Source organism: Streptomyces sp. NBC_00237 (assembly GCF_026342435.1).
Taxonomy (GTDB): Bacteria; Actinomycetota; Actinomycetes; order Streptomycetales; family Streptomycetaceae; genus Streptomyces.
This window is the reverse complement of record NZ_JAPEMT010000005.1, coordinates 519,900-545,396: the sequence shown is the minus strand read 5'-3', so window position 1 is coordinate 545,396 and position 25,497 is coordinate 519,900. Positions and strand designations below refer to the sequence as shown.

The window sequence follows — 25,497 nt, the reverse complement described above, 5'->3', positions numbered from 1 at the left end:
TCATTTCCGGCCTGATTCCCAGTCAAACTTGGGTTGTCTTCCCGACCTTTGGGCCGTTCCAACGAGTGAGACATTAGCGGATTCCTGCGCCCCGAACCAAATCGGGGTTTCGGCTTCCTCATTTCGCGAAAAGGGTACGAAAAGCAGCACGACAGGCGTCGCGAAGTTCTTCATGATCTTGTTCTGCGGAATGGTCGTCCTGGGCCAGTCGGAACCGGTGCTCACATCGGACAACCCGAAGAACTATACGGGTCTCCCCCGGTCGGGTCAACCCCCGGCTGGCGCACCCCGCCCGACGGCCCGCCACCGGCGGATCATTATTGCTTTTGCAGGGTCTGCATCTTTGCGTAGTCTGCAAGATGTGAAGAACAAGGACGGCGCCCCCGGACTCCGCGAGCGCAAGAAGCAGGCGACTCGGGCGGCGCTGGCCGAAGCGGCGGTACGGCTGGCTGCCGAGCACGGGGCGGAGAACGTCACCGTCGAGGCGATCAGCAGCGCGGCGGGCGTCTCGCCGCGCACGTTCTTCAACTACTTCGACAGTCACGACGACGCTTTCCTGATGGTCGACCCGGCAGTCGGCGAGCGGGTCAGGCGTGCTGTGCGTGAGGCGCCCGCCGAGCTGGCCGTGCTCGACGTACTGCGGGAGGCGTTCGCGGCGGAGTTGGTGGACGTCGAGGAGCGTCACGAGATCTGGAGCCTGCGGGCCAAGGTCTTCCAGCGTTCACCGCACCTCCTCGTCCGTGGGCTGGGGGCCCACATGGCCGAGGAGCTGGAGTTGGCGCAGGCGGTCGCCGAGCGGCTGGGGAGCGGGCCTGACGAACCGGTCGGGCTCTACCCGCGGCTGGTCGCCGCCGTCGCGACGACCGCGATCCGGGTCTCGATCGAGGACTGGGTCGTGCGCACGCCGGACGTCGCTTTCATCGACGTGTTCCGGGCGGCCTTCGACCATCTGGGCTCCGGCCTGACCGCCCCCGCCACCCCTTGAGTTTTTGTTCCTGCCCGATCTCCGGATCGACTCCTCAGCTCTGAAGAAGGACACCGTGAGCGCAATAGAGGCGCCCGAACAGGCGCCCACCTCCATGAACCACAAGCAGATACTCCAGGCCATGTCCGGGCTGATGGCCGGCATGTTCGTGGCCATCCTGGCGGGCACGGTCGTGGCCAACGCACTCCCCCGGATCATCGCCGACCTCGGCGCCAGCCAGTCTTCGTACACCTGGGTCGTCACCTCCGAGCTGCTCGCCATGACGGCGACCGTCCCGCTGTGGGGCAAGCTCTCGGACCTCTACAACAAGAAGCTCCTGCTGCAGCTGTCCCTCGGCATGTTCGTGGTCGGCTCGCTGCTGGCCGGGTTCTCGCACGAGGTCGGGCTGCTGATCTTCAGCCGGGTCGTGCAGGGCATCGGCGCCGGTGGTCTCACCGCGCTCGCGCAGGTCGTGATGGCCGCCATCATCCCGCCGCGTCAGCTCGGCAAGTACGCGGGCATCTTCGGTGGCGTCTTCGCGGTCGGCACGGTGGCCGGGCCGCTGATCGGCGGCGTGCTGGTCGACACCTCGTGGCTCGGCTGGCGCTGGTGCTTCTTCATCGGCGTCCCGTTCGCGCTGCTCGGGATCGTGCTGTTGCAGCGCACGCTGAAGCTGCCGACCGTACGCCGTGACGTGAAGATCGACTTCCTGGGTGCGTTCCTGATCGTGGCGGGCGTCTGCGCGCTGCTGATCTGGACCTCGCTCGCGGGCCACCAGTTCGACTGGGCCTCGTGGCAGACCGCCGCGCTGACCGGTGGCGGTGTGCTGCTGCTCGTCGCCGCGGTGTTCGTCGAGGCGCGGGTGCCGGAGCCGATCATTCCGCTGACCATCTTCCGCAACCGCACGGTCACCCTGACCACGGTCGCGAGTCTGCTCGTCGGTGTGGCCATGTTCGGCGGCACCGTGTTCCTGTCGCAGTACTTCCAGATCGCCCTCGGCAAGTCGCCGACGGTCGCGGGACTGATGAGCCTGCCGATGATCCTGGGTCTGCTGGTGTCGTCGACCGTCGCGGGCCAGATCATCAGCAAGACCGGCAAGTGGAAGGCGTACCTGGTCGCGGGCGCGGTCATCATGACCGCCGGGCTGGGGCTGCTGGCGACGATCGACGCGAACACCCACTTCGGGCTGCTCAGCCTGTACATGGCCATTCTCGGTATCGGCGTCGGCATGCTGATGCAGAACCTGGTGCTGGCCGCGCAGAACGACGTTCCCGCCACCGAGCTGGGCGCCGCCACCTCCGTGCTGTCCTTCTTCCGTAGCATGGGCGGCACGATCGGCACCAGCGCGCTGGGTGCGGTCCTGGCCAGTCGGGTCGCGACCGAGATGACGAGCGGCATGACGGCGGCGGGCATTCCGGTTCCGCAGGGCGACACCGAGGCATCCGTACCCGACATGACCACGCTCCCCGCGCCGCTCCGCGAGATCGTGGAGAACGCGTACGGGCTCGCGACCGCCGACCTCTTCCTGCTGGCGGCGCCCTTCGCTGCGCTGGCGTTGGTGGCGGTGGTCTTCATCAAGGAGAAGCCGCTGAAGACCACGAGCGGCATGGAGCGGCTCGCGGAGGAGGCGAGTGCGGCGGAGCAGGTGGCTGCGGACTCCGGCGCGGCGGCAACTCCGGTACCGGACAAGTTCGTCAAGGACGAAGGGCGGGACGGCGGTTCCGACGGCGGCGGCAAGAGCGCCGCGCCGACGCCGGTCGGCTGAGTCCTCGGTCGTACGAGCGGGATCGTCTGGATCGTACGGAGTAGAGCGACGGGCAGGGCCCCGGTCGCCCCTGGTGGGGTGGCCGGGCCCCTGCCCGTATCGCGAGGCGTCGAAGCGTCGAGGTGTCGGGGGTCAGCGGGTGCCGTGCGGTGGGCGGACCTCGGCGAACCAGCGGCGGCGCGGGCCCCGGTACAGCAGGGCGTCCCAGCCGAGGGCGGTCAGTACGTCGGCGCAGCGTGCGAGCCGGTCCCGTTCCTCGGCGGCGGCTCCGCTGCCGGGCGGACCGAGCCATTCCACGGCGGCGGTCTGCGGTTCGTCGCCGGGGCGCACCCGGTAGCCGGTGGCGGTGCGGTGGCCTTCGGCGTCGGTCGCGGAGGGGGTGAGGGGTGCGGCTTCCAGGGCGAGGGCGACCGCGTTGGTCAGCTGGCGCAGCTCCCAGGCGGCGGGAGCTGCCTCGGATTCCTGGGTGAGGCGGCGGATCTGGAGGAGCCCGTCGAAGGCGGTTTGGACGGCGGCGGCGCGCTGGGCCGGGGGTTCCGTGGGCAGCGGGCCGTCACCGGTGGCGGGGGCGAAGGGTTCCTCCGTCGGGGAGGCGTGCGGGGCGGCCATGGGGCAAGTGTCCTCGTTCGGGGCGGGCAGGACATCGGGAAGGGTGGGTCACAGGACATCGGGAAGGGTGGGTCAGTCGAATGCGCCCGGGTGGGGGCGGCCCGGTTCGCCTGCGGCAGGCCATCCCAACCCCTTCCCCAAGCTCTCAACTTCGTTCGAGCAGGGGGTGCACCCTCGACGGGCTGATTCTCAGGCCCGCGCCCGAGCCCTCCGCACGAGGTCCGCAGCGGCCCCCGCCCACTCCCCCTGCTCGAAGGCGAAGCCCTCGTCCAGGAGGCGGCCGGGGATCACCCGGCGGCTCTTGAGGAGGAGTTCCGTGTCCGTGCGCAGCACGAAGGCGCCGATCGACGCCATCCACCGGGTGGCGGGCAGCCCGACCCGGACACCCGCCGCCCCCCGCAACACCCGCATGAAGTCCCGGTGCGGCAACGGATTCGGGGCGGCGAGGTTGACCGGGCCCTCGATGTCCTCGCGGGCGATCAGGAACTCGACGGCACGCACGAAGTCCCGGTCGTGGATCCAGGAGAGGTACTGGGCTCCGCCCGCGACGGGGCCGCCGAGGCCGAGGCGGACCATCGTGCGGAGGACGTCGAAGACGCCGTCCGCGTCGGGGCTCATCACCATGGCGGCGCGCAGCGCGACCTTGCGGGTGTGCGGCGTGACCGCCTCCTCCTGGGCGCGTTCCCAGTTCTTGGCGATGCGGACGCTGTACTCCCAGTAAGAGGGGACGTCGGGTTCGGTGCCGCCGATGATGCCGGTGGCCTCGTCGTTCGCGGTGGCGTAGCTGTGGGCGTAGACGGTGGCGGTGCTCATCTGGAGCCAGAGGGCCGGGGGTCGCGCGGCAGCGGCGATCGCCTCGCCGACGGCTTCGGCGGACCGCACGCGGGAGTCCATCATGGCGCGGAGGTTGGCCTCGGTGTAGCGGCAGCTCACGCTGCGTCCGGCGAGGTTGATCACGACGTCGCTGCCGTCGATCTCCTGGGACCAGGGGCCCTGGGTACGGCCGTCCCAGGCCACCTGGCGCTCGCGCGTCGGCGTCCTGGTGAGGGTGACGACCTCGTGTCCCGCCGCCGTCAGCGCGCGGTCGAGCACGGCTCCGACCTGCCCGGTTCCGCCGGGTATGACAATCTTCACGGGGCTCCCCCTCGTTCGCTGGGGGGAGCTTATGCCTGCTTTCGGACGGGTGCTCGCTCGGGGCTCCGGGGCTCGTGTCCGGCCCCTCGGCGTCGTGATTCGGACGAGTTGCCGGGGCGGTGTCCGTAGATCACGTCGCGTGGCTAGCATGGCCGGGGTCGGCAGAGCGGATCGGGAGATTCAACTTCCGCTTTCCGGCCGTCCGTTCGTTCGGCAGGGAACGGGTTCCAGCCCCGTTCCGCCGCCGCATCCACGTCAGAGGACCCGCGCCATGACATCGCCTGTCGCACCCCGTCCGCGCCCCAGCCCCCCTGGAGCGCAGCGGCGCCCGCCCTGGCTCATGCCCTTGGCGAGCCTGGTCGTCGTCGCGGCGGTGGGCGGGGGCGCGGTGGCCTCGGCTCCGGCGGTCGCGCGGAGCTGGGTGCTGGGGACGGTCGTCGTGGCCGGGGTGTGCGTGGTCGTGGCGGTCGCCGTGGCCGGGGCGCTGACGCGGAAGGCCGCGCGGGCCGCCGAGCGGGCCCGCGAGGAGAACGACGTACTGCGTCAGGAGGCGCTGCGCCGGGCTGGCGAGGCCGCGCACCTCGTCAACGTGTCGCTGCCGGAGCTCGCCAAGCGGTTGCACGACGGGGCGGGGGCCGAGAGCGCGCTGCACAGTGTGCAGCGGCCCGCCGAGCCGCAGCTGGCTCAGCTCCTGCACACCGTCGCCGCCCGCTTCGGCGACCTGCACGCGCGGACCGCTGCCGCCGAGTCGGGGCGCGCCCGTGCCGAGCACGCCCTCGGCGACGTCGAGCGGCTGGCGGCGGCCGTGCTGCCGGAGGCGGTCGCCCGGCTGCGCACCGGGGCGTCGGCCGAGACCGTCCTCGCGGCGCTTCCGCTGCCCGCCGATCCCCGGTTGCGGGGGCTTCTGGACCGTACGGTGCGGGACTTCGCCGACAGCGAGCGGCGGGCCGTCGCCGCGCAGGCGGCGAGCGCCACGGGCCTGGGGCGGGTGCAGGCGAAGACCCTGCGGATACTCGCCGATCTGCGCGCCATGCAGGACAAGTACGGCGGCGAGGTCTTCGGTGATCTGCTCCAACTCGACCACACGACTTCACAGTTGGGGCTTCTGACGGACCGTCTGGCATTGCTGATGGGCGGCCGGTCCAGCCGTGCGTGGAACAAGCCGATCGTGATGGAGTCCGTCCTGCGCGGCGCGGTGGGCCGGATCAGCGACTACCGAAGGGTGCGGCTGCACTCGACGTCGACCGCCGCCGTCGCCGGGTTCGCCGCCGAGGGCGTGATGCACCTGCTGGCCGAGCTGATGGACAACGCGACGAACTTCTCGCCGCCGGTCAACGAGGTCCACGTGTACGTCGAGGAGGGCACCGCCGGACTCGTGGTGACCGTCGAGGACAGTGGGCTGTGCATGGCCCCTGCCGCGATGCGCCGGGCGGTCGCCTCGGTGTCCGGGCAGTCGAACGACCTGGCCTCCCTCCAGGGCACCCGGCTGGGGCTCGCGGTGGTGGGCGTACTGGCCGCGAAGTACGGGATCTCGGTGAACTACCGGCCGTCGTCGCGCGGCGGCACGGGCGTCGTGGTGCTGCTGCCGCCGCAGTTGCTGGCCCAGCAGCGCAGCGCTCCCATCGCGCCGCCCGCCACGGCTCCCGCGCCCTCCCCGGCCCCGGCGGACCTGCCGCGTCCGGCCGCGTCGCCGGAGGCCCTCCTACCGCCGGAGCCCCCCGTACGGCCTCACCCCGAGGAGCAGTCGTCTCCCGTACGGGGGCAGGAGCTGCCCGTACGGGAGACGCAGGCACCCGTACGCGAGGACCGGGCCGCCGCCTCCACCCCCAACGGCCTCCCGGTACGCCCCCGGGGCCGCACCATGGAGGCCGCCGACCGCAAGCGGCTCGACTCCGACGCGGCCGCCGCCCCGGTGCCGCCGACCCGCCCCGACGCCGGGGCACGGTTCGGCGCCTTCCACCGCTCGCAGCAGAAGCGGCAGGACCCGCCCTCCCTCTGACCCCGCGTACTCCCCCGTGCGCACACCTCCCCCCTGAACCCCCCGATTGGAGGCACGGGCCGACCTCTCGGCGGCAGCCCCGCCCGACGGCCCTTGACCACCGTGCAGACCACTGACAACAGCCTCACCTGGCTCCTGGACAACCTCCTGGAGCGCACCCCCGGCTCCCGGCACGCGCTCGTCCTGTCCCGGGACGGCCTCAAGCTGTGCCGCAGCAGCCACCTCACCCTCGACCAGGCCGACCAGCTCTCGGCCATCGCGTCGGGCATGCAGTCCCTCGCGCACGGCGCCTCCGTGGAGTTCGGCGACGGGTCGGGCGGGGTGATGCACCTGATGACCGAGTTCCCGGGCGGGCTGCTGCTGATCGTGGAGGCCGGGCAGGGCGCCCACCTCGCGGTGGTGGCGGCGGCCGGGGCGGACCCGGGGATGATCGGGCACCACATGAGCGAGCTGGTCGAGCAGATCGGCGACCGGCTGCGGGCCGACCCGCGTCAACCGTCCCCTGACGGCAGCCTGTCATGAGCCGTCCGCCCGTCGACACCGGTTCCCCGGACCGCCTCTACACCGTCACCGGTGGCCGTTCGGAGGCCGACGACAAGGTCTTCGACCTGGTCACCCTGGTGGTCAGCGAGCGCGAACCGGCGCCCGGCATGCCGTCGGAGCACGTCCGCATCCTCGAACTCTGCCGCCATCCCGCCGCCGTCGTCGAGATCGCCGCCCACTTAGGGCTGCCGATCACCGTCGTACGCATCCTGCTGGAGGATCTCCTGTCCGCCGGGTCGATCACCGCCCGCCGCCCCCGTGCGGCGGCCTCCGTCTCCCAACTCCCCGAATCCGAGCTGCTGTTGGGGGTGCTCCATGGACTCCGTAACCTCTGAAGCCGCTGAAGGGACGCAGGCGCCGGAGCGCACTCCGCTCGGTGACGCCGCGGACACCGGGCTGAAGATCGTCGTCGTCGGCGGGTTCGGCGTCGGCAAGACCACGCTCGTGAAGGCGGTCAGCGAGATCCGCCCGCTGAACACCGAGGAGCACATGACGCAGGCGGGCGCGGGCGTCGACGACCTGTCGCTCACCTCGGACAAGACGACGACCACGGTCGCCTTCGACTTCGGGCGGATCACGCTCAACGAGCGGATGGTGCTGTATCTGTTCGGGGCGCCGGGGCAGGAGCGGTTCTGGTTCCTGTGGGACCGGCTGTTCTCGGGGACGCTGGGCGCGGTCGTGCTGGTGGACACCCGGCGGATGGCGGACTCCTGGTACGCGATAGACCGGCTGGAGCACCACAGGACGCCGTTCATCGTGGCGGTGAACCGTTTCGACGACGGGGCGCACTTCTCGCTGGACGAGATCCGCCAGGCCCTCGCCCTGTCCGACTCCGTTCCCATGATCTCCTGCGACGCGCGGGTGCGGTCCTCGGGCAAGGCCGTGCTGACCACCCTCGTCGACCATCTCTACCGCCTCGCCCTGGCACGGGAGTTGACCCCATGAGCGCCACGCATCCCATGAGCGGCAGCAGTACGGAGCACGCCGGGGCGGCGGGCTGTCCGGCGCACGAGCAGGCCGTGCGTCTGGGCGGCCTGGAGTACCAGCAGACCCCGGCCGAGCTGTACCGGGGTCTGCGCCGGGAGCACGGGGCGGTCGCTCCGGTGCTGCTGGACGGTGACGTCCCCGCGTGGCTGGTGCTCGGGTATCCGGAGGTCAGCTACGTCACCAGCCACGACGAGCTGTTCGCCCGGGACTCGCGGCGCTGGAACCAGTGGCCGAACATCCCGGCGGACTGGCCGCTGCTGCCGTTCGTCGGCTACCAGCCGTCGGTGCTGTTCACGGAGGGCGCGGAGCACGAGCGGCGGGCCGGGGTGATCAGCGAGGCGCTGGAGGCGGTGGACCAGTTCGAGCTGGGGCACGACTGCCGGTTGATCGCGGACGAGCTGATCGACGCGTTCGAGGGCAGTGGGCAGGCCGAGCTGATGGGTGCGTACGCGCACGCGCTGCCGATGCGGGCGGCGGTCCAGATGTGCGGCATGCCCGCCGGGGCGGCCGACACGGACGACCTCGTCCACGATCTGCGGGTGTCGCTCGACGCGGCGGAGGGCGACGATCCGGTCGCCGCGTACGTCCGGGTGCAGGAGCGCATCCAGCGGTTGGTGAAGGAGAAGCGGGCGGTTCCGGGGCCCGACGTGACGTCGCGGATGCTGCACCATCCGGCGGGTCTCGCGGACGAGGAGATCGTGCAGGACCTGATCTCGATCATCGCTGCCGCCCAGCAGCCGACGGCGAACTGGATCTGCAACACCCTCCGGCTGCTGCTGACCGACGACCGGTTCGCCCTGAACGTGTCGGGCGGGCGGCTGAGCGTCGGTGAGGCGCTCACCGAGATCCTGTGGCGGGACACTCCGACGCAGAACTTCATCGGCCGGTGGGCGGTGCGCGACACCCAACTCGGCGGGCGCAGGATCCGGGCGGGCGACTGCCTCGTGCTCGGGCTCGCGGCCGCGAACACGGATCCGCAGATATGGCCGCAGGGACATGTGGGCGCGGAGGGCAACTCGGCGCATCTGTCGTTCAGCAACGGCGAGCACCGATGCCCTTATCCCGCACCGCAGTTGGCGGACGTCATGGCGCGGACGGCGATCGAGACGCTGCTGGAGCGGTTGCCCGACGTGATGCTGTCGGTTCCGGCCGAGTCGCTGACGTGGCGTCCTTCGATCTGGATGCGGGGGCTCACCGCGCTGCCGGTGTCGTTCACGCCGGTGGCCAGGTAGGCCGCGCGGGCGGTCGGGGGACCCGTTCTTCCCCGACCGCCGGGATTCCTGTCGTACGGGCGTGACTCCCTGCCGTACGGATGTGACTCCTCGCCGTACGGGCGTGAAGACCTACCGCACGGGCGTGAAGACCACCGGCACCGACTCGGGGCCGCGCGTGAACACGCCCTTCTCGGACACGGACGCCCCGTCCTTCAGCCGTACGTCCGGCATGGCGTCCAGGAGCTGGCCGACCCCGATCTGGACCTCGGCCCTGGCGAGCAGCGCGCCGACGCAGAAGTGCCGGCCGAGCGCGAACGCCAGGTGGTCGGCGGCCGCGGAGAACGCGTTGGTCGCGGTGAGGTCCTCACGGAAGATGTCGAAGGTGTCGGGGTCCGCATAGCGCCGTTCGTCGCGGTTGGCGGAGCCGATCAGGCAGGTGACGGTGGCCCCGGCGGGGATGGTGCCACCGGTGACCTCCACGTCGACGGCCGTCTGACGCATGATCATGTGGACCGGCGGGGTGAAGCGCAGGGTCTCCGCGAAGGCACGGTCGATGAGCGTGCGGTCCTTCCGCACGGCCGCCAACTGGTCAGGGTGGGCGAGGAGGTTGGCGAAGAGGGCGGCGATCGCCTTGTCGGTGGTCTCGCCGCCCGCGGCGAGGAGGAGGCTGCAGAACGCCTTGATGTCCTCGTCGCTCATCCGGACGCCGTCGACCTCGGCGGCGCACAGCGAGGAGAGCAGGTCGTCGCCGGGGTTGTTCCGGCGCTCCTGGATGACCGGAATCATGTACTCGGCGAACTCGACGCGGGTGCGCTCGCCCGCGGCGGCGATCTCGGGGTCACCCGCCAGGTTGCCGAGGAAGGCGATGACGGTGGTGTACCAGCCGTGGAACTTGGCGTGGTCGCCCTTGTCGAGGCCGAGCATGTCGGCGATGACGTTCACCGGGAAGCGGGTGGCGAAGGCGTTCACCAGGTCGACATCGCCCGTTTCCCGGAAGGAGTCGATGAGGATACGGGCGTTGCGTTCGATGACCGGCACGAAGGTCTCCTGGAGCTCCTTGCCTCGGAAGGCGGGGGCGACCAGGGCGCGGCGCACCGAGTGCTCACGGCCGCTGAGCTGGAGGATCGTCTTTCCGTGTACGGGTTCGATCTGCCAGTCGTAGTTGTCGGTGGTGAACTGGCCCGCCTTGTCCTTGAAGATCCGCTCCACGTCCTCGTAGCGGGAGACGATCCAGCTCTGCATGGGCTCGTGCCAGACCAGCGGGGCGTGCTCGCGCATCGCGCGGTACACGGGGTACGGGTCGGCGGCGAACTCGGGCGAGAGGATGTCGGGGATCTCGGGGGGCTCCGGCGTCTTGAGGGTCTCGGGCGTCTCGGATATCTCGTCGGCTGCGGTCACGGGAGAGCTCCTTCGGCAGCAGGGGCGGCTGCGGTTGCGAGAACGGGTCTGCGGCCCAAGGTAGTTGATCATCCAACAGTCCCGGAACCCCTCGTTCCACCGGGCCCTCCCCCGTCCGTCACCGCGCGCCTCCTGCACCCCCTTCCCTTTTCCTGATCGCTCTTGCAACATTCCGTTTGCTTCTGTCCACCCCACAGACGAGGTCCCTCATTCATGCCCGAAGAGCCTGAAGTCCCCCGTTCCCCTGCCGTGAACCGTCGCCGGTTCCTCCAGATAGCGGGCGCCACCGCCGGTTTCGCCGCCTTGTCCGGCAGCATCGACCGGGCCGCCGCCATCCCCGCCGCCCGGCGCACCGGCAGCATCAAGGACATCGAGCACATCGTGGTGCTGATGCAGGAGAACCGTTCGTTCGACCACTACTTCGGTGCGATGAAGGGCGTACGGGGCTTCGGCGACCCGCGCCCCGTGGTCCCGCACGGGCTGAAGTCCGTGTTCCACCAGCCGGACGGGGCGAAGGAGGTCCTGCCGTACCACCCGGACGCGGACGACCTCGGCATGCAGTTCATCGCGGGCCTCAACCACGACTGGGCGGGCGGCCACCGGGCCTTCAACAACGGCTCGTACGACAAGTGGATCCCGGCGAAGTCAGCGGGCACGATGGCCCATCTGAACCGCGCCGACATCCCCTTCCACTACGCGCTCGCCGACGCGTTCACCGTGTGCGACGCCTACCACTGCTCGTTCATCGGGGCCACCGACCCCAACCGCTACTACCTTCTGTCGGGGCACGTCGGCAACGACGGCAAGGGCGGCGGCCCGGTGCTCGGCAACGAGGAGGCGGGGTACGACTGGACGACGTACCCGGAGCGGCTGGAGAAGGCCGGAGTCTCCTGGAAGGTCTACCAGGACGTCGGCGACGGCCTGGACGCGAAGGGCAAGTGGGGCTGGATCGACGACGCCTACCGGGGCAACTACGGAGACAACTCCCTCCTGTACTTCAACCAGTACCGCAACGCCAAGCCCGGCGACCCGCTCTACGACAAGGCGCGCACGGGCACCAACGCCAAGAACGGCGACGGGTACTTCGACCTCCTGACGGCCGACGTGAAGGCCGGGAAGCTGCCGCAGATCTCCTGGATCGCCGCTCCCGAAGCCTTCAGCGAGCACCCCAACTGGCCCGCGAACTACGGCGCTTGGTACATCTCGAAGGTTCTCGACGCGCTGACGTCGAACCCCGAGGTGTGGGCGAAGACCGCCCTGTTCATCACGTACGACGAGAACGACGGCTACTTCGACCACGTGGTGCCGCCGTATCCGCCCGCATCGGCCGCGCAGGGCAAGTCAACGGTCGACACGTCGCTGGACTACTTCGGCGGCAACATCGGGTACGCGGCGGGCGCGTACGGGCTCGGGCAGCGGGTGCCGATGCTTGTGGTCTCGCCGTGGAGCACCGGCGGCTACGTGTGCTCGGAGACCTTCGACCACACCTCGGTGATCCGCTTCATGGAGCAGCGCTTCGGGGTGGCAGAGCCGAACATCTCGCCATGGCGCAGGGCCGTGTGCGGCGACCTGACCTCGGCCTTCGACTTCCGGCTGCACGACACCGGCCCGGCGGCGCTGCCGGGCACCGACGCCTACGAGCCGCCGGACAGGGAGCGGCACGACGACTACGTGCCCAAGCCCCCGGCGGCAGGCGCGCTGCCCAAGCAGGAGCGGGGCTCCCGGCCTGCGCGACCGCTGCGGTACGCGCCGTACGCCGACGGGTCGGCCGATGCGGCCGCGGGGAAGTTCACGCTGACGATGAGCGGCGGGGCGGCGGCCGGGGCGGGCTTCCACGTCACCTCGGCGAACCGCACGGACGGGCCGTGGACGTACACCGCGGAGGCGGGCAAGTCCGTGGCCGACACCTGGAACGCGAGGTACTCGAAGGGGAGTTACGACCTCTCGGTGTTCGGCCCGAACGGCTTCCTGCGCACCTTCCGGGGCGCGAACGGCACGGCGGGTCCCGAGGTCACCGTCCGTCACTCCACCGGCGGGGGCGGGCAGCTCGTCCTGACGGCGACCAACGCGGGTACGGCGGCGTGCCGCCTCACCGTCGTCAACTCCTACGGCGGGGCCCGGAGTTCCTTCACGGTGCCCGCCGGAGGGAAGGTCCAGCGGACGGTGGACGTGCGGCCGGGGAAGCGCTGGTACGACCTGGTGGTGACGTCGGGGACGGACGCGGTGTTCCTGCGGAGGTTCGCCGGGCACGTGGAGACGGGCGCGCCGGGCGTGAGCGACCCGGCGATCATCACCGGCTGACCCGGCCCGGCCTCGCCCCGGCCGAACTCTAACCGGCCTTCTGCGGCGCGTAGTTGTACGGCGTCGTGATGCTGAGCTGGGCGAAACCGAGGCGCTGGAGGATCGGGCGGCTGGTGTCCAGCACGGCGTCCGACTGGAGGTAGCGGTAGCCTCGGGCGGCGGCGAGGCGGGCACGGTGGGCGACGAGGGCGCGGTAGATGCCCTTGCCGCGCCACTCGGGTGCGGTGCCGCCGCCCCACAGGCTCGCGAACTGCGTACCGGGGGCGAATTCGGCGCGGGCGGCGCTCACGGGCTCGTCCCCGGCCATCGCGACGACCACGGCGACCGTGTCCGGGGCGTCGGCGAGCTGGGCGAGCACGCCCGTGCCGATGCGCGTCGAGTCGTGGCCGAAGGCCAGTTCGTGGGCCCTGACCATCAGGTCGATGCCCGCCTTGTCGGTGACCTCGACGAGCCGTACACCGTCGGGCAGTACCGGTTCCACGTCCAGCCCCTCGGTCTCGGCCACCATCACGGCCTCGGGCCCCTCGGGGACGAACCCGGCGGCGAGGAGGCGCTGCGGCAGGTCCTCGGGGCGGTCGTGGGAGTAGTGCTTCCACTCGAAGTCCAGGCCGAGGGCGGTGTAGTGCCGCACCTGCTCGGCGATGGCCGCGTCCGCGGTGTCCTCGGTGAGGTCGGCCCACAGGACGGCGTTCCAGCCTGCCGCGCCGCCGGTGTGGCGGACGACGTGCCCGAAGTCGGGGCCGAGCCGCTCGCCTTCGGCCTCGCGGCGCATTTCGGTGTCGAAGAGTTCTCGTACTGCGTCAAGGTGCATGCGCGTACTGGACCACGCGTCCGGGCTCCCCGCCAGCGAATTCCTCCGGCGTCCCCCGCGCACGGTGCGGCGGGGAGTTCACGCGCCTGCTCGCCGAGTACTCCTACGCGCCGCTCGTCAACTCCCTGGACGTTCCGCTGCCGAAGGCCCCAGTGGGCACGCGGTACGCGGCGAAGGTCGTGGCGGTGGACGCGTACGGGAACGCGTCGACGGAGTTTTCACTGAAGTTCCGCAGCCGGTAGGGGGGTTGGGGGTGGCGAGGGGCCTGATTCAATGATCAACTGACCCGTCGGTCAACAGTCTCCCCCGGTCGGCTTCGCCGCCGCCCCTCGCCCCGCCCTCCTGAAGGACCTCCGTGAACATCTCCGTACGGCTGCCCCGTTCCTCCTCCGGCTGGACCATGGCGGTCTTCGGTCTGCTGGCCACCGCGCTGGGCGTCGTGGGGCTCGTCGCCCCCGACGCCCAGCTGGCGTTGATGGGCTTCGAGCCGATACCCGACGGACAGCGGGCCGACGGGGACCACACCCTGATGTTCCTGACCGCTTCGTCCATGGCCGCGGTGAACATGGGCGTCTACTACGTGCTGGCCGCACTCGCCGACTGGCGGGCCTTCTTCCGCTGGACGGTGCCGTTCCGGTTGCTCACCTTCACGGTCTTCACGCTCGCCGTCGTCACGGGCAGGGCCCCGGCGGGGTTCCTGGGCGTGGGGATCTGGGAGGGTGCCGGCGCGCTGGCCACCGGGATCGCGCTGCGGAGGGAAGCGCTGCGGGGTGGGGCGGCGGCCGGTTCCGCCGCCGTTTCCGGGGCACACGACGAGAGCACCCGGCTCCCCTCGCGTACCGCACCACATGGGGAGAAGTGAGACACCGGGTGAGAAGGTAGGCGCAGCAGCCGCCCGATCAAGCCACGGAAGTACGCCCCATGCCGAGTGAGCCCACCGCACCGCCCGCCGACCGGAGCGGCCCGCCGACCTCCCGGGGCGTACTGGCCCGCTACCGCACGGCGCTGCGGCGCACCCCCGTCTCGGTGTGGAACGACGACGTGTCCGACTGGGCGGCGGCGCTCACCTACTACGCGATCCTGGCCCTGGTCCCGGCGCTGCTGGTCACGGTCACCCTGATCGGTCTCGCCAACCCGGACGCGACCCAGTCCCTCATCGACGACATCGCGTCGGTGGCTCCGGCGGAGTCGGGCAAGGCACTGCGGCAGGCCCTGGAGGACGCGGTGCGCGGCAACTCGGCGGTGTGGCTGCTGATGGTGACGGGCACGGTGAGCTCGCTGTGGTCGGCGTCGAGCTATCTGGCGGTGTTCCGGCGGGCGATGCACGCCATGCACCACGTGCGAGACGTACGGCCCGCCCTGCGCAAGGCCCACCTGATCGTGGTGACGGCCGCCTTCCTCCTCCTGCTCCTCCTCACGAGCGCGGCGGCGCTGGTGATCACCGGCCCGATGGCGCGCGGCATCGCGGACAAACTGGGCATGGGGGAGGTGGGTGAGGCGGTGTGGTCGGGCCTGAAGTGGCCGGTGCTGGGATTCCTGGTGGCGCTGCTGATCATGATCCTCTTCCACACCGGTCCCGCTGTCGCGCGGGGGGTGCGGCGGGGGCTGCCCGGCGGGGTCCTGGCGGCGGCGCTCTGGCTGACGGCGTCGGCCGGGTTCGCGTTCTACACGACGCACATCGCCAGCTACAGCAGGCTGTACGGGTCCCTGGCCGGGGTCGTGGTGTTCCTGGTCTGGGTCTGGTTCGCCAACCTCTCGCTGCTGGTGGGCGCCCAGTTCAACGTGGAGCTGGCCCGTCTGGAGGGCCGGGGGCCCCGGCCTCGCCACCCTCGTTCCGCCCCGGCGCCCCGCACCTGAGGGCCGCCCCGGAGACCCTCACCAGCACGCGTCGAGCCGCAGCACCCCGCTTTCCGCATCTCCGATACCGTCCCCGGGCAGCCGCAGCGCCGCACCCACCCCTGTCGGCAGCGGTGTGAAGCCGAGCAGCCCCGCCGTGAGCAGCCCGGTGGCCGTGTGCCACTCCCCCGCCCGCCGCAGCATCGCGTGGTCGCCGCCCTCGACCTCGATCACACACGCCCGGGCCCCGGCCAGGCGGGCGCGGGCCGCCAGTTCGCGGGTGCCGCGCGGGCTCGTCGTACGGTCGCGGTCGCCGTGCAGGAGTACGAGGTCGCGGCCCGCGAGGTGGTCGACCGGCTCGCCGTCCGGGCACCACGGAGCGAGCCCGACCACCCCGACGACCTGCGGATGTCCGGCGATGCGCAGGGCCGCCCTGCCTCCCATCGAGTGACCGACCAGGACCACGGGCACCGGCCCGAGCTCGGCGGCCAGCTCGTCGAGGGCGCGCGAGGCGTCGTGCACCGGATCGGCGCGCGGGCCGTTCCAGCCCCGGTGCCGGTAGACGGCCGTGCGGAGAGCGAGGGAGTGCTCCCCGGCAGCGCGGACGACGGCCCGCCGGAAGGGGATCAGACGGCGGCCCGGCAGGTTCAGCGGTGGCGGCGGCTCCAGGCCGTCGGCCCGGCCTCCGTGCAGGAACAGGACGGCGGCCTCGGGGCCCGCGCCGCGCCCGTCGGGGCCGACCGCGCCCGGTGATTCACTTACCGCTCGGGATCGCACCGTCACCTCCGTGTCTGCCGCACTCGTCGGCTCTGCCGCCCCGCATGGAGTGGTTCGAAGCCGCCGACCGTACGGATTGCCCGACCGTACGGATTGTCCGGCCGTTCGGGAAGCCCGCGCCGTTCAGGAAGCCCGGGCCCGGAATCCGGACCAACAGGTTCCCCCGCCCGGCCCCGCATGGCATCGTGCATTGGTCCGGACCAGTTCTGCGCGCCCCGGGTGCGACCCGGGAAGGGAGAGGGCCACCGCCATGGAGACCGTAGAGAGAGCAGTCCCGCTGCATCGCCTCCAGGTGCCCGCGCCACAGCAACTCCCCTTCGCCATCGGCTCGTTCGACAGCATCGGAGCCCTCTCGCGCGCTTCCTTCCCGCACCGGCACACCTTCTACGAGATCGTCTTCGTCACCAGCGGGCACGGCGCGCACGTCCTGGACCTCTCCCGCTGGGAACTCCGCCCGCCGCACCTGTGCTTCGTCGTCCCCGGCCAGGTGCACTACTGGGAGAACGCCACCGATCTGCACGGCCGGGTCGTCCTCTTCACCGAGGACTTCCTGCTCGACCACCCGGCCGACCGCGAGCTGCTGCGCGCCCTCGGTGAGCGGCCCTGGTTCAGTCCCGCCGGGGACGACGCCCCGGCCTTCGCCCGGCTGATCGCCGACATGGAGCGCGAGTACCGCACCGGTCAGGACGGGTTCGCCTCGGTGCTGCGCGCCTATCTGCACGTACTGATCGTACGTGCCTCCCGGCTGGTGGGACCGGCCCCGCAACGGCCCGACCCCACCGGCCGGCCCGCCCTGGTCACCCAGGAGTTCGTACGGCTGCTGGCCCGGCCGGGCCCCGACGTGTGGGAGGTGCGCTCCTGCGCCCGCCGGATCGGCGTGAGCGTCGGCTATCTCAACGAGGCGGTCAAGCAGAGCACCGGGCGCACCCCGGGGCAGCTGGTCCGCGAGGTCCGCACGCACGAGGCCAAACGGCTGCTGGTGCGAACGGAGTTGACGGTACGTCAGGTCGCTGCGGGGGTCGGCTTCGGGGACCCCGCCTACTTCTGTCGGTTCTTCCGGCGGGAGACCGGCATCAGTCCGGGCGAGTTCCGGCGGGGCAGCGGTGCAATGCACCACGACTACCGCGTCCCGTCCCTCGCGCACCCCGAGCCGTCGCCCTAGGTTCGAGGGGAGTTCCGGAGCGCGCCCGGAGCGTCCCGGGGCCTGCTCGGCAGGACCCGGACTCCCCCTTCCGCTCCCCCACTTGGAGGCGTCCCCGCCATGGACCAGCCCCAGTCGCCCGGCACGCCGGACCAGCCCGAGTCCGGCCCCTCCGGCTCCCCCGCTCCGAAGAGCCACCCGTCCCGCAAGACCGTGCTGCGTGCGGCCCTCGCCGCCGGGGTGGCGCTGCCCACCGCCCTGGTGGGCGTGCCCGCGCTGGCCAGGACGGCGCGCGGCGGTGACGTACCGCCGCAGCTCACCCCGTCGTGCGACGACGGGGACGACCCGACCCCGGCGCAGACCGAGGGCCCGTACTTCAAGCCGAACTCGCCGCGCCGCACCTCGCTGCTGGACGGAAACCCGCCGGGGACCCGGCTGACCGTGACGGGGTACGTGTTCGGGCTGGCCTGTCGGCCCATCGCGAACGCCCTGCTGGACTTCTGGCAGGCCGACGTGAACGGGGCGTACGACAACACCGGCTTCCGCTTCCGGGGGCATCAATTCACCGACGCGCAGGGCGCGTTCACGCTGACGACGATCGTGCCGGGCCTCTATCCGGGCCGCACCCGGCACATTCACGTCAAGGTGCAGGCCCCGAACCGGCCGGTGCTGACGACGCAGCTGTACTTCCCGAACGAGCCGCGCAACAACACCGACAGCATCTTCGACGCCCGCCTGCTGATGACGATGCGCGACAACGGGCCGACGAGGCAGGGCAGTTACGACTTCGTGCTGAACGTGCCGCAGGGGCCGGGGCCGACCGACCCGCCGACGACACCTCCCCCGTCCGGCACCTGGAAGGCGGGCACCGCGTACAAGGCGGGCGACAAGGTGACGTACGGGGGACGCTCGTACACCTGCCTCCAGGCGCACACCGCGAGCGCGGGCTGGGAACCGCCGAACGTGCCCGCCCTCTGGCGCGCGGTCTAGGAACGCGGTCGGGGAATTGGCTCCATCGGCCCTGCGGGCCCGGCCCGCCGTCCGTGTCACTCTCCGGGGCGCGGCGGCGGTGCCGGGGCCCCCGCGGGCGGGGCGATGCGGGAGTACGTCCCGACGGACCCCGCGGACCCGGCGGACTCGGCGGCGTCTGCCGGGCCAGCGGCCGTCGTGACGCGGGCCTGCACGCCGAGGGCGGCGTCGCGCTTGGCGCCCGGGTCCCAGCCGGTGTCCACGACCCGCTTCTGCATCACGATCGCGCCGGTCAGCAGGACCGCGCCGACCGCCAGCATCAGCGCGACGGCCCCGCCTCCGCCGATCTTGGCGACGTTGCCGATGATCGAGCCGAACCAGCCGAAGTCGGCGTCGCCGAAGGTGGTGTTCTCCTTGCCGAAGGCGCCGAGCACCTTGAGGAGGAGGGCCGGGAGGAAGGTGATGAGCACGCCGTTGAGGAAGGCGCCGACGACCGCTCCTCGGCGGCCTCCGGTGGCGTTGCCGTAGACGCCCGCCGCGCCGCCGGTGAAGAAGTGCGGGACCAGACCGGGCAGGACGAGGGCGAGGCCGAAGGCCGGGTTGAAGATCCAGGCGAGCAGGCCGAGGCTGATCAGGCCGCCGATGAAGCTGGAGATGAAGCCGATCAGGACGGCGTTCTGGGCGTACGGGAAGACGATCGGCGCGTCGAGGGAGGGGACCGCGCCGGGGACGAGCTTGTTGGCGATGCCCTGGAAGGCGGGGACCAGCTCGCCGAGGATCGTACGGACGCCGAAGAGGATGACGGCGACGGCGATGCCGAACTGGAGGCCCTGCATCACGGACTTCATGAGGTAGTTGCCGAAGTCGGTGGCGGCGGCCCCGTCGCCGAATGCCCGGTAGGCGACGTCCTCGCCGACCTTCACCAGGAAGACGATCGCCATGATCAGGTAGATCAGGACCATGGAGAGCGCGGTGGCGACCATCGAGTCGCGCAGGAAGCGCAAACCCTCGGGGAGGTTCATCTCCTCGGTGCTGCGGCTGCGCCTGCCGACGAGCTGACCGGCCGCGCCCGCCGTGATGTATCCGGCGGTGCCGAAGTGGCCGATGGCGACGCTGTTGTTGCCGGTGACGCGTTTGGTCCAGGGGTGCGCGAAGGCGGGCAGGGCGACCAGGAGGATGCCGAGGAGCACGCCGCCGACGATGACGACTGCGACCGAACCCTGTCCGGCGGTGGCCAGGACGATGGTCAACAAGGTTGCCATGAACAGCATGTGATGACCGGTCAGGAAAACGTAGCGGAGAGGCGTGAAGCGGGCGAGGAGGAGACTGACGGCGAAGCCCACGATCATCAGCCAGGCCACTCTCGCCCCGTACTGCGCCTGGGCGATGCCGACGATGGCCTCGTTGGTGGGGATGACGCCGTGCGCGCCGGTCGAGCCCTGGATCATCTCGCCGAGGGGGGCGAGGGAGTTGACGACCAGTCCCGCTCCGGCGCCGATCAGCAGGAAGCCCAGCGTCGCCTTGATGGCCCCGCCGACCACCTGCCCCGTCGACTTGCGCAGGGCGATCAGGCCGACGGCGGTGATGATGCCGATGAGGTAGGCGGGTTGGCTGAGGATCTCGTTGACGAGGAACTTCGCGAAGGAAACGAGCCAGTCCATGTGCGGGGCCTCCGTGCGGTAAGTCCGTGATCAGACGTCGTAGGTGTCGCGGAGTACGCCGTCGACCTCGGTCGTACTGGTGAAGTCCTCGACGACCTTGACCGGCACGCCCACGTCGCCGAGCGTGCGGGCGATCTCGCGCGAGGTGAGGATCGCGACGGCCTCGGACGCCTTGCCCTTGGCGGAGATGGTGTCGGTGGCCTCGACGTTCACGTACCTCGACCAGTTCCAGCGGTCCAGGACCTGTTCCAGGGTGTTCTTCAGGAAGAGGCTGGTGCCGACGCCGTTGCCGCAGACGGTGAGGATCTTGTGCATGCCGGGTGCGGCGGCGCGTCCCGCAGGTGCGGCGGGTGCCCCCTTCTGCGGAGTGCGTACGTCCTCCTGCCCGGCGAGCACGGCGTGCAATGCCTGTGGCGTAGCCGCTTCGTGCAGGGCGCGCGAGGTCTCCGGGTCGCCCAGGAGGCGGGCCAGGGAGGCCATCGCGGCGGTGTGCGCGGCGGCGTCCTTCGCGGCGAGGGCGACCACCAGGGTCACCGGGTCGTTGGTCTCGTGCCCGAAATCGACGGGCTCCGCGAGGCGCACCCAGGACATTCCGGTTCGCAGTACGGCGGGCGACGGGCGGGCGTGCGCAAACGCGAAACCCGGGGCGATGACGATGTACGGACCGTTCTCCTCCACATTCCGGATCATCTCCGCCGTGTACGCGGCGGTGGAGGTGCCGGTGGCGACGAGGAGCTCGCCCGCGTCCCGGACCGCCTGCTTCCAGTCCGTCGCATGGGCGTCGAGTCGTATCGCTTCTGACGGAAGGAGATCAGTCAATGCCGACATGAATCCGATATTTGCACAGTCGTGAACGTGCGGCGCGGCCAGGGCACGTGGGTAGAGAAAGAGGGCACTCGCTCCGCCACCACGTAGATCGACGTACGTCCACGAAGATCACCGAGCCCGAGGGGGGCCACCCGTGCGCAGTGTGGGAGTGGAAGAGGAACTGTTACTGGTCGACAGCGACGGGACGCCGAGGGCGGTGTCCGGGGTCGTCCTGGCCGCGCTGCCCGACGGCTCCACGCTGGAGAAGGAACTGCACCGCGAGCAGTTGGAGATCGCGACCCGGCCGCGCACCACCATCGAAGGGCTGGCCGAGGAGGTACGGCGCTGGCGCGGGGAGGCGGCGGCCGGTGCGCGACGGGCGGGAGCGGAACTCGCGGCGCTCGCCACGTCCCCTCTCCCGGTGAACCCGTCCATCAACTCCGGGGACCGCTACCGGCGGCTGGAGGAGGAGTTCGGGCTGACCGCGCTGGAGCAGCTGACGTGCGGCTGCCATGTGCACGTGTCCGTGGACTCCGACGAGGAGGGGGTGGCCGTGCTCGACCGGATACAGCCGTGGCTGCCCGCGCTCGTGGCACTGAGCGCGAACTCGCCGTACTGGCAGGGCAGGGACACCCGGTACGCCTCCTACCGGAGCCGGGTGTGGGGGCGGTGGCCGTCCACGGGGGCCACCGAGCACTTCGGGTCCGCCGAGAACTACCACCGGCTGGTGCAGGGGATGCTGGCCACGGGGACCCTGCTCGACGAGGGCATGATCTATTTCGACGCCCGGCTGTCGCGGCACTACCCGACGGTGGAGGTGCGCGTGCCGGACGTCTGCCTGGAGGCGGACGACACCGTGCTCATCGCGGCGCTGGTGCGGGCGCTGGTGGAGACGGCCGCCCGGGAGTGGGCCGAGGGCGGCCCGGCGGACGACACGGGTGTCGGGCTGCTGCGGCTGGCGTCGTGGCGGGCGGCACGGTCGGGGCTGTGCGGGGAGCTGGTCGATCCGTCGACCCTGACGCCGGCATCGGCGGAGACGGTCGTACGGGCGCTGCTGACGCACGTGTCGGAGGCGCTGCGGGACAGCGGGGACATGGAGCTGGTCAAGGAGCACCTGGAGGTGTTGCTGGAGAGGGGGAACGGGGCGCACGTGCAGCGGGAGCTTCTGCGGAGGACGGGGAGCCTGAGGGGCGTGGTCGAAGAATGCGCCCGCCGCACCGTGGCCTGACCCTCGCCCCGGGCGAGCCCCGCTCACCCCCGGACAGCGGGGCCGCCGCTGCGCTCCCCTCCCTCTGTTGTCAGGCTCCCCTCCCTCTGCGGTCAGCCCGACGGCTCCTCCACCGAGCGGTCGTCGGAGTCCGCGTCCTCCAGCCCCGGCCCGTCCACCGCCGCCCTCGGATCGTCGTCCGGCGTGGCCTGCTGGTCCGGGAGGTCGCGCGGGATTCCCGGGGGCTGTTCCTCGGGACCGTCCTGACGGCGGTCTTCCATGGGGAGGTCCTTTCGTGCGGAGACAAGGAGACAAGGGGAAAGGGATGAACACGGCGCCGCGTACCCGACTCGGCCCCGACCATGCATCTGCCGCCTGACCTGCCGTTCTGGGCTCGCGCCCCGCCTCGTAGAGTGCGGGGATGCCCCGCAGCAGCTCCGGCACCGTGACGGTCGCCACCCCCTCCCCCCGCTTCCGCGCCCTCCGCTCCCCCTGGGCCGCCCTCCTCGTCTGGGGGCTCACCCGCCTCTGGCTCGTCCCTGCCGCGCTCAAGCTGCCGCCCCTGGACGGCGACGGCACCCTCGACCCGTCCGTCGACCGCGTGTACCGAGGATGGTTCGAGGTGCTGTCGTCGGGGGCGTTCCCCGCGCACGACGTCAGCTGGCAGTACCCGCCGGGGGCGGCCCTGCCGATCCTCGCACCGGGGCTGCTGCCCGCCATGGACTACGGGCTCGCGTTCATCGTGACGGCCGCCGTGACGGACGCCCTGGTGATGGCGGGGCTGGTGTGGCTTGCGGTGCGCCGGGGGCGGTCGGCGGGGGCGGCCTGGTTGTGGGCCGTCGCGCTGGCCGTGCTGTCGACCGTGCCGTGGAACCGGTTCGACCTCCAGGTCACGGCCGTCGCGATGGCGGCCCTCGCCGTCGCCGCCTCGCAACGGGTGTGGGCGGACCGTGCCTTCGGGGCGCTGGTCGCGCTGGGAGCGCTGGTCAAGGTGTGGCCGGCGCTGCTGCTCGTGGGTACCGAGCGCGGGCGGCGTACCCGACAGGCGTGGATCGCGGCGGCCGTCGCGGGAGTCGTGCTGCTCGGCGGGTTCGCGCTCACCATGCCGCACTCGCTGTCGTTCCTCACGGCGCAGAAGTCCCGGGGGATCCAGATCGAGTCGGTGGGGGCGCTGCCCTTCCACGTCGCCCGGCACCTCGGGTGGAGCGGGACGTGGAAGGCGAAGGACGGCTCGCACGAGTTCGTGGGGCCGGGGGTGGAGACGGTGTCGCTGGTCATGCAGGGGCTGACCGTGCTGGCGCTCGGGTGGCTCGTGTACTGGCGGCTGCGGTCGGAGCGGTCCGCGCCCTGGATGCTGCCGGACGCGGCACTCACCGCCGTACTGCTGTTCGTCGTGACGAGCCGGGTGATCAGTCCGCAGTACCTCATCTGGCTGGTCGGTCTGGCCGCTGTGTGTCTGTTGCGGCGGGAGACCTCGCAGCGGCCCGTGGTGTGGCTGATTCTGGCGGCGTGTCTGTTCACGACGCTTGGATTCCCTTTGCTGTACCGGGAGTTGAGGGACGACGCCGATCCCGTGGCGATCGCCAACCTGTTCGTACGAGATGGGCTGCTGGTCGTCGCGGCGGGGCTGTCGGCCGTACGGCTGTGGCGGGCGGGGCGCGTGGGGCGCTGACGTACGGGTGCAGCGGAGGGCCTTTGGCATATACCAGAGGCACCACCGGATCGAGTGTTGCCAAACCGCTTACGGGCCCCCTGCCCCTGTGCGAAAGTCTTAACGGTCGACTTCCCGCAGACCGTCTCGTACTGATCGCTTCGGCCGCTGCCTGTATCGGAGTACGCCATGCCGTCCCCCCTGTTCGCGGATCGCTCCGCGCCGCAGCCTCCCGAGCGGGGCATGGTCGACGCACTGATCACGCAGACCCGTCGGCTGCGCGGGGACATGGACGCGGTCCGCAGGGAAACCCCTCTCGACCTCGGTGACGACGACGCGCAGCTGCGCTGGCAGCGTTCCCTGTGCGATCTGGCGGTCAGCCAACTCGACGACCTGGGCGTCCACTTGGGGCAGCTGAAGGACGGACTGCCGTCCGTCTCGTTCCCCCCCGCCGAGCATCCGGAGGTACGCGCCGGCCGAGGGGCCGCATCCGGTGGCGAAGCCGTGGGCGGCGGCGCCCGGGTGCCGCTCCTCTCCCGGGTCGGAAGCGCCGAGTGGAACCTCCTGACCGACGAGGTCAGCTGGTCGGACGAGCTGTACGAGATCTTCGGGCGCACCCGCGCGGACGGCCCGCTCTCGCTGGACGAACTGCCCTCCCTGCTGCCGGCCGACGACCAGGCCCTGCTGACGGCGATGGTCACCGACTGCCTGGTCGACGGGAAGCCGATCGACGGCGAGTTCCGCATCGTCCGGCACGGCGACGGCGCCGTCCGCACGCTGCACATGATGGGCGAGCCCGTTCTCGACGCCGACGGCTGCACCGCCTCGATGTGGGCGGTACTGCGCGACGTGAGCGCCCTGCGCCGCACCCAGCGCACGGTGCGGGAGAACGTGGACTCCCTCCAGCACGCCCGACGACTCGCGCAGGCCGAGCGCACCGTCGCCGTACAGCTCCAGGAAGCGGTCCTGCCCGCCTGGCGCGGCGCCTCGCCGCCGCTCCCGGCGGGGGACGCGCTCGACCTCGCCGCGTACTACCTCCCTTCCGCGAGCGGCGAACTGGTTGGCGGCGACTGGTACGACGCGTTGGAACTCCCGGACGGGCAGCGACTGTTGACCGTCGGCGGGCTCACGGGTCACGGCGTGACGGCCACCTCCTCCATGGCGATGCTGCTGGGCGCGCTGCGCGGCATGGCGTTCGCCGGAGTGCGGCCGGGGGCCCTGATGGGCCATCTCAACCAGCTCCTGGAAACCACCTCCCCGCATCCCTCTCCCGGCAGCGCCGTGTGCTGTCAGTACGATCCCGCGACCCGCCTCCTCACCTGGGCGCAGGCCGGACATCCCGCCCCGCTGCTGTTCCGCGACGGCCGGGGACAGCCGCTGACCCCGCCGCGCGGTGCCCTGCTCGGACTGCTCGGTGCGGCGAGCGGTGCCGCGTACGAGCAGGCCGAAGTGACCCTCCGGGCTGGTGACCTGCTGCTCCTCCACACGGACGGACTGTCCCGGCGCAGCGCGACGGACGACGAGTGCCGGAGCAGGCTGCTGTCCCTCGCCTCCCGGTTCGCCGGCGCCCACAGTGCACGCGAGTGCGTGCGGCTGGTGCTGGAGGAGTTCGGCGAGACGGAGCGCGAGGAAGACGCCTGTGTGCTGATCGCCAGGGTCGGCGCGTAGCAGTCCGTCGCAGCCGTCGGCCGCAGTCGCTCGCCGTACCTCGGTACGGGATCGG

At 71.4% G+C, this 25,497-nt stretch carries 23 protein-coding genes; 15 read left to right on the top strand and 8 right to left on the bottom strand.

Going from position 1 to position 25,497, the window contains the following annotated elements; translation table 11 throughout:
• Positions 1-361 precede the first annotated feature (361 nt).
• On the top strand, positions 362-985 hold the full coding sequence (locus OG897_RS38210; protein ID WP_266664574.1) for a TetR/AcrR family transcriptional regulator: 624 nt from the start codon (positions 362-364) through the stop codon (positions 983-985).
• Positions 986-1,079: 94 nt separating this feature from the next.
• Entirely contained in the window at positions 1,080-2,729 is a 1,650-nt protein-coding gene (locus OG897_RS38205; protein WP_266664636.1) for an MDR family MFS transporter, read from the top strand.
• 132 nt (positions 2,730-2,861) lie between these two features.
• Here the strand turns inward: OG897_RS38205 and OG897_RS38200 are convergent, their stop codons facing one another.
• Together OG897_RS38200 and OG897_RS38195 are read right to left on the bottom strand one after the other, a co-directional pair.
• A complete protein-coding gene (locus OG897_RS38200) occupies positions 2,862-3,338 on the bottom strand; it encodes a hypothetical protein (protein WP_266664572.1) in 477 nt (158 codons plus the stop codon).
• 189 nt (positions 3,339-3,527) lie between these two features.
• Positions 3,528-4,472 carry a DUF1731 domain-containing protein gene (locus OG897_RS38195; protein WP_266664569.1) on the bottom strand — a complete coding sequence of 315 codons (945 nt, stop codon included), beginning with the start codon at positions 4,470-4,472 and terminating at the stop codon, positions 3,528-3,530.
• Positions 4,473-4,812: 340 nt separating this feature from the next.
• Between OG897_RS38195 and OG897_RS38190 the strand changes: the two genes are divergently transcribed.
• The 5 genes from OG897_RS38190 (at position 4,813) to OG897_RS38170 (ending at position 9,233) form a co-directional block, all read left to right on the top strand.
• Entirely contained in the window at positions 4,813-6,471 is a 1,659-nt protein-coding gene (locus tag OG897_RS38190; RefSeq protein WP_266664568.1) for an ATP-binding protein, read from the top strand.
• A 102-nt stretch (positions 6,472-6,573) separates the two neighbouring features.
• Complete coding sequence (locus OG897_RS38185; protein ID WP_266664566.1) at positions 6,574-6,993, top strand: roadblock/LC7 domain-containing protein; 420 nt, start codon at positions 6,574-6,576, stop codon at positions 6,991-6,993.
• Positions 6,990-7,349, top strand: a complete 360-nt coding sequence (locus OG897_RS38180) for a DUF742 domain-containing protein (RefSeq protein ID WP_266664564.1) — start codon at positions 6,990-6,992, stop codon at positions 7,347-7,349. Before OG897_RS38185 ends, OG897_RS38180 begins: the two co-directional genes overlap by 4 nt.
• Positions 7,330-7,959 (top strand): ATP/GTP-binding protein, encoded by a 630-nt coding sequence (locus tag OG897_RS38175; RefSeq protein WP_266664562.1) that lies wholly within the window; start codon positions 7,330-7,332, stop codon positions 7,957-7,959. The genes OG897_RS38180 and OG897_RS38175 overlap by 20 nt, the downstream gene beginning before the upstream one ends.
• A gap of 14 nt (positions 7,960-7,973) precedes the next feature.
• Positions 7,974-9,233 (top strand): cytochrome P450, encoded by a 1,260-nt coding sequence (locus tag OG897_RS38170; RefSeq protein WP_266664634.1) that lies wholly within the window; start codon positions 7,974-7,976, stop codon positions 9,231-9,233.
• A 111-nt stretch (positions 9,234-9,344) separates the two neighbouring features.
• Here OG897_RS38170 and OG897_RS38165 read toward each other — a convergent pair whose 3' ends face one another.
• Complete coding sequence (locus OG897_RS38165) at positions 9,345-10,595, bottom strand: cytochrome P450 (protein ID WP_266664632.1); 1,251 nt, start codon at positions 10,593-10,595, stop codon at positions 9,345-9,347.
• A gap of 231 nt (positions 10,596-10,826) precedes the next feature.
• Between OG897_RS38165 and OG897_RS38160 the strand changes: the two genes are divergently transcribed.
• On the top strand, positions 10,827-12,914 hold the full coding sequence (locus OG897_RS38160) for a phosphocholine-specific phospholipase C (protein WP_266664560.1): 2,088 nt from the start codon (positions 10,827-10,829) through the stop codon (positions 12,912-12,914).
• 28 nt (positions 12,915-12,942) lie between these two features.
• Here OG897_RS38160 and OG897_RS38155 read toward each other — a convergent pair whose 3' ends face one another.
• Positions 12,943-13,725, bottom strand: coding sequence for a GNAT family N-acetyltransferase (locus OG897_RS38155; RefSeq protein ID WP_266664558.1), 783 nt, complete (start codon positions 13,723-13,725; stop codon positions 12,943-12,945).
• A gap of 400 nt (positions 13,726-14,125) precedes the next feature.
• Here OG897_RS38155 and OG897_RS38150 point away from each other — a divergent pair, with 400 nt between their 5' ends.
• Positions 14,126-14,587 (top strand): hypothetical protein, encoded by a 462-nt coding sequence (locus OG897_RS38150; protein ID WP_266664630.1) that lies wholly within the window; start codon positions 14,126-14,128, stop codon positions 14,585-14,587.
• A gap of 59 nt (positions 14,588-14,646) precedes the next feature.
• On the top strand, positions 14,647-15,582 hold the full coding sequence (locus OG897_RS38145; RefSeq protein WP_266664556.1) for a YihY/virulence factor BrkB family protein: 936 nt from the start codon (positions 14,647-14,649) through the stop codon (positions 15,580-15,582).
• 18 nt (positions 15,583-15,600) lie between these two features.
• Here OG897_RS38145 and OG897_RS38140 read toward each other — a convergent pair whose 3' ends face one another.
• Complete coding sequence (locus OG897_RS38140; RefSeq protein ID WP_266664628.1) at positions 15,601-16,260, bottom strand: alpha/beta hydrolase; 660 nt, start codon at positions 16,258-16,260, stop codon at positions 15,601-15,603.
• 328 nt (positions 16,261-16,588) lie between these two features.
• On the opposite strand from OG897_RS38140, the gene OG897_RS38135 reads away from it, so the two are divergent.
• On the top strand, positions 16,589-17,500 hold the full coding sequence (locus OG897_RS38135; RefSeq protein WP_266664554.1) for an AraC family transcriptional regulator: 912 nt from the start codon (positions 16,589-16,591) through the stop codon (positions 17,498-17,500).
• A gap of 99 nt (positions 17,501-17,599) precedes the next feature.
• Positions 17,600-18,469, top strand: a complete 870-nt coding sequence (locus OG897_RS38130) for a carbohydrate-binding protein (RefSeq protein ID WP_266664552.1) — start codon at positions 17,600-17,602, stop codon at positions 18,467-18,469.
• 56 nt (positions 18,470-18,525) lie between these two features.
• Here OG897_RS38130 and OG897_RS38125 read toward each other — a convergent pair whose 3' ends face one another.
• Both OG897_RS38125 and OG897_RS38120 read right to left on the bottom strand, forming a co-directional pair.
• Positions 18,526-20,109 carry a PTS ascorbate transporter subunit IIC gene (locus tag OG897_RS38125; protein ID WP_266664550.1) on the bottom strand — a complete coding sequence of 528 codons (1,584 nt, stop codon included), beginning with the start codon at positions 20,107-20,109 and terminating at the stop codon, positions 18,526-18,528.
• A gap of 30 nt (positions 20,110-20,139) precedes the next feature.
• A complete protein-coding gene (locus tag OG897_RS38120) occupies positions 20,140-20,937 on the bottom strand; it encodes a PTS sugar transporter subunit IIA (protein WP_266664548.1) in 798 nt (265 codons plus the stop codon).
• A 133-nt stretch (positions 20,938-21,070) separates the two neighbouring features.
• On the opposite strand from OG897_RS38120, the gene OG897_RS38115 reads away from it, so the two are divergent.
• Positions 21,071-22,144: a glutamate--cysteine ligase gene (locus OG897_RS38115; RefSeq protein ID WP_266664546.1), complete on the top strand. Its 1,074-nt coding sequence runs from the start codon at positions 21,071-21,073 to the stop codon at positions 22,142-22,144.
• A 92-nt stretch (positions 22,145-22,236) separates the two neighbouring features.
• Here OG897_RS38115 and OG897_RS38110 read toward each other — a convergent pair whose 3' ends face one another.
• The gene (locus OG897_RS38110; RefSeq protein ID WP_266664544.1) at positions 22,237-22,404 is read right to left on the bottom strand and encodes a hypothetical protein; all 168 of its coding nucleotides are present in this window, start codon (positions 22,402-22,404) and stop codon (positions 22,237-22,239) included.
• 140 nt (positions 22,405-22,544) lie between these two features.
• Between OG897_RS38110 and OG897_RS38105 the strand changes: the two genes are divergently transcribed.
• A complete protein-coding gene (locus tag OG897_RS38105; RefSeq protein ID WP_266664542.1) occupies positions 22,545-23,795 on the top strand; it encodes a glycosyltransferase family 87 protein in 1,251 nt (416 codons plus the stop codon).
• 168 nt (positions 23,796-23,963) lie between these two features.
• Positions 23,964-25,442: a PP2C family protein-serine/threonine phosphatase gene (locus OG897_RS38100; protein ID WP_266664540.1), complete on the top strand. Its 1,479-nt coding sequence runs from the start codon at positions 23,964-23,966 to the stop codon at positions 25,440-25,442.
• Positions 25,443-25,497: the final 55 nt, after the last annotated feature.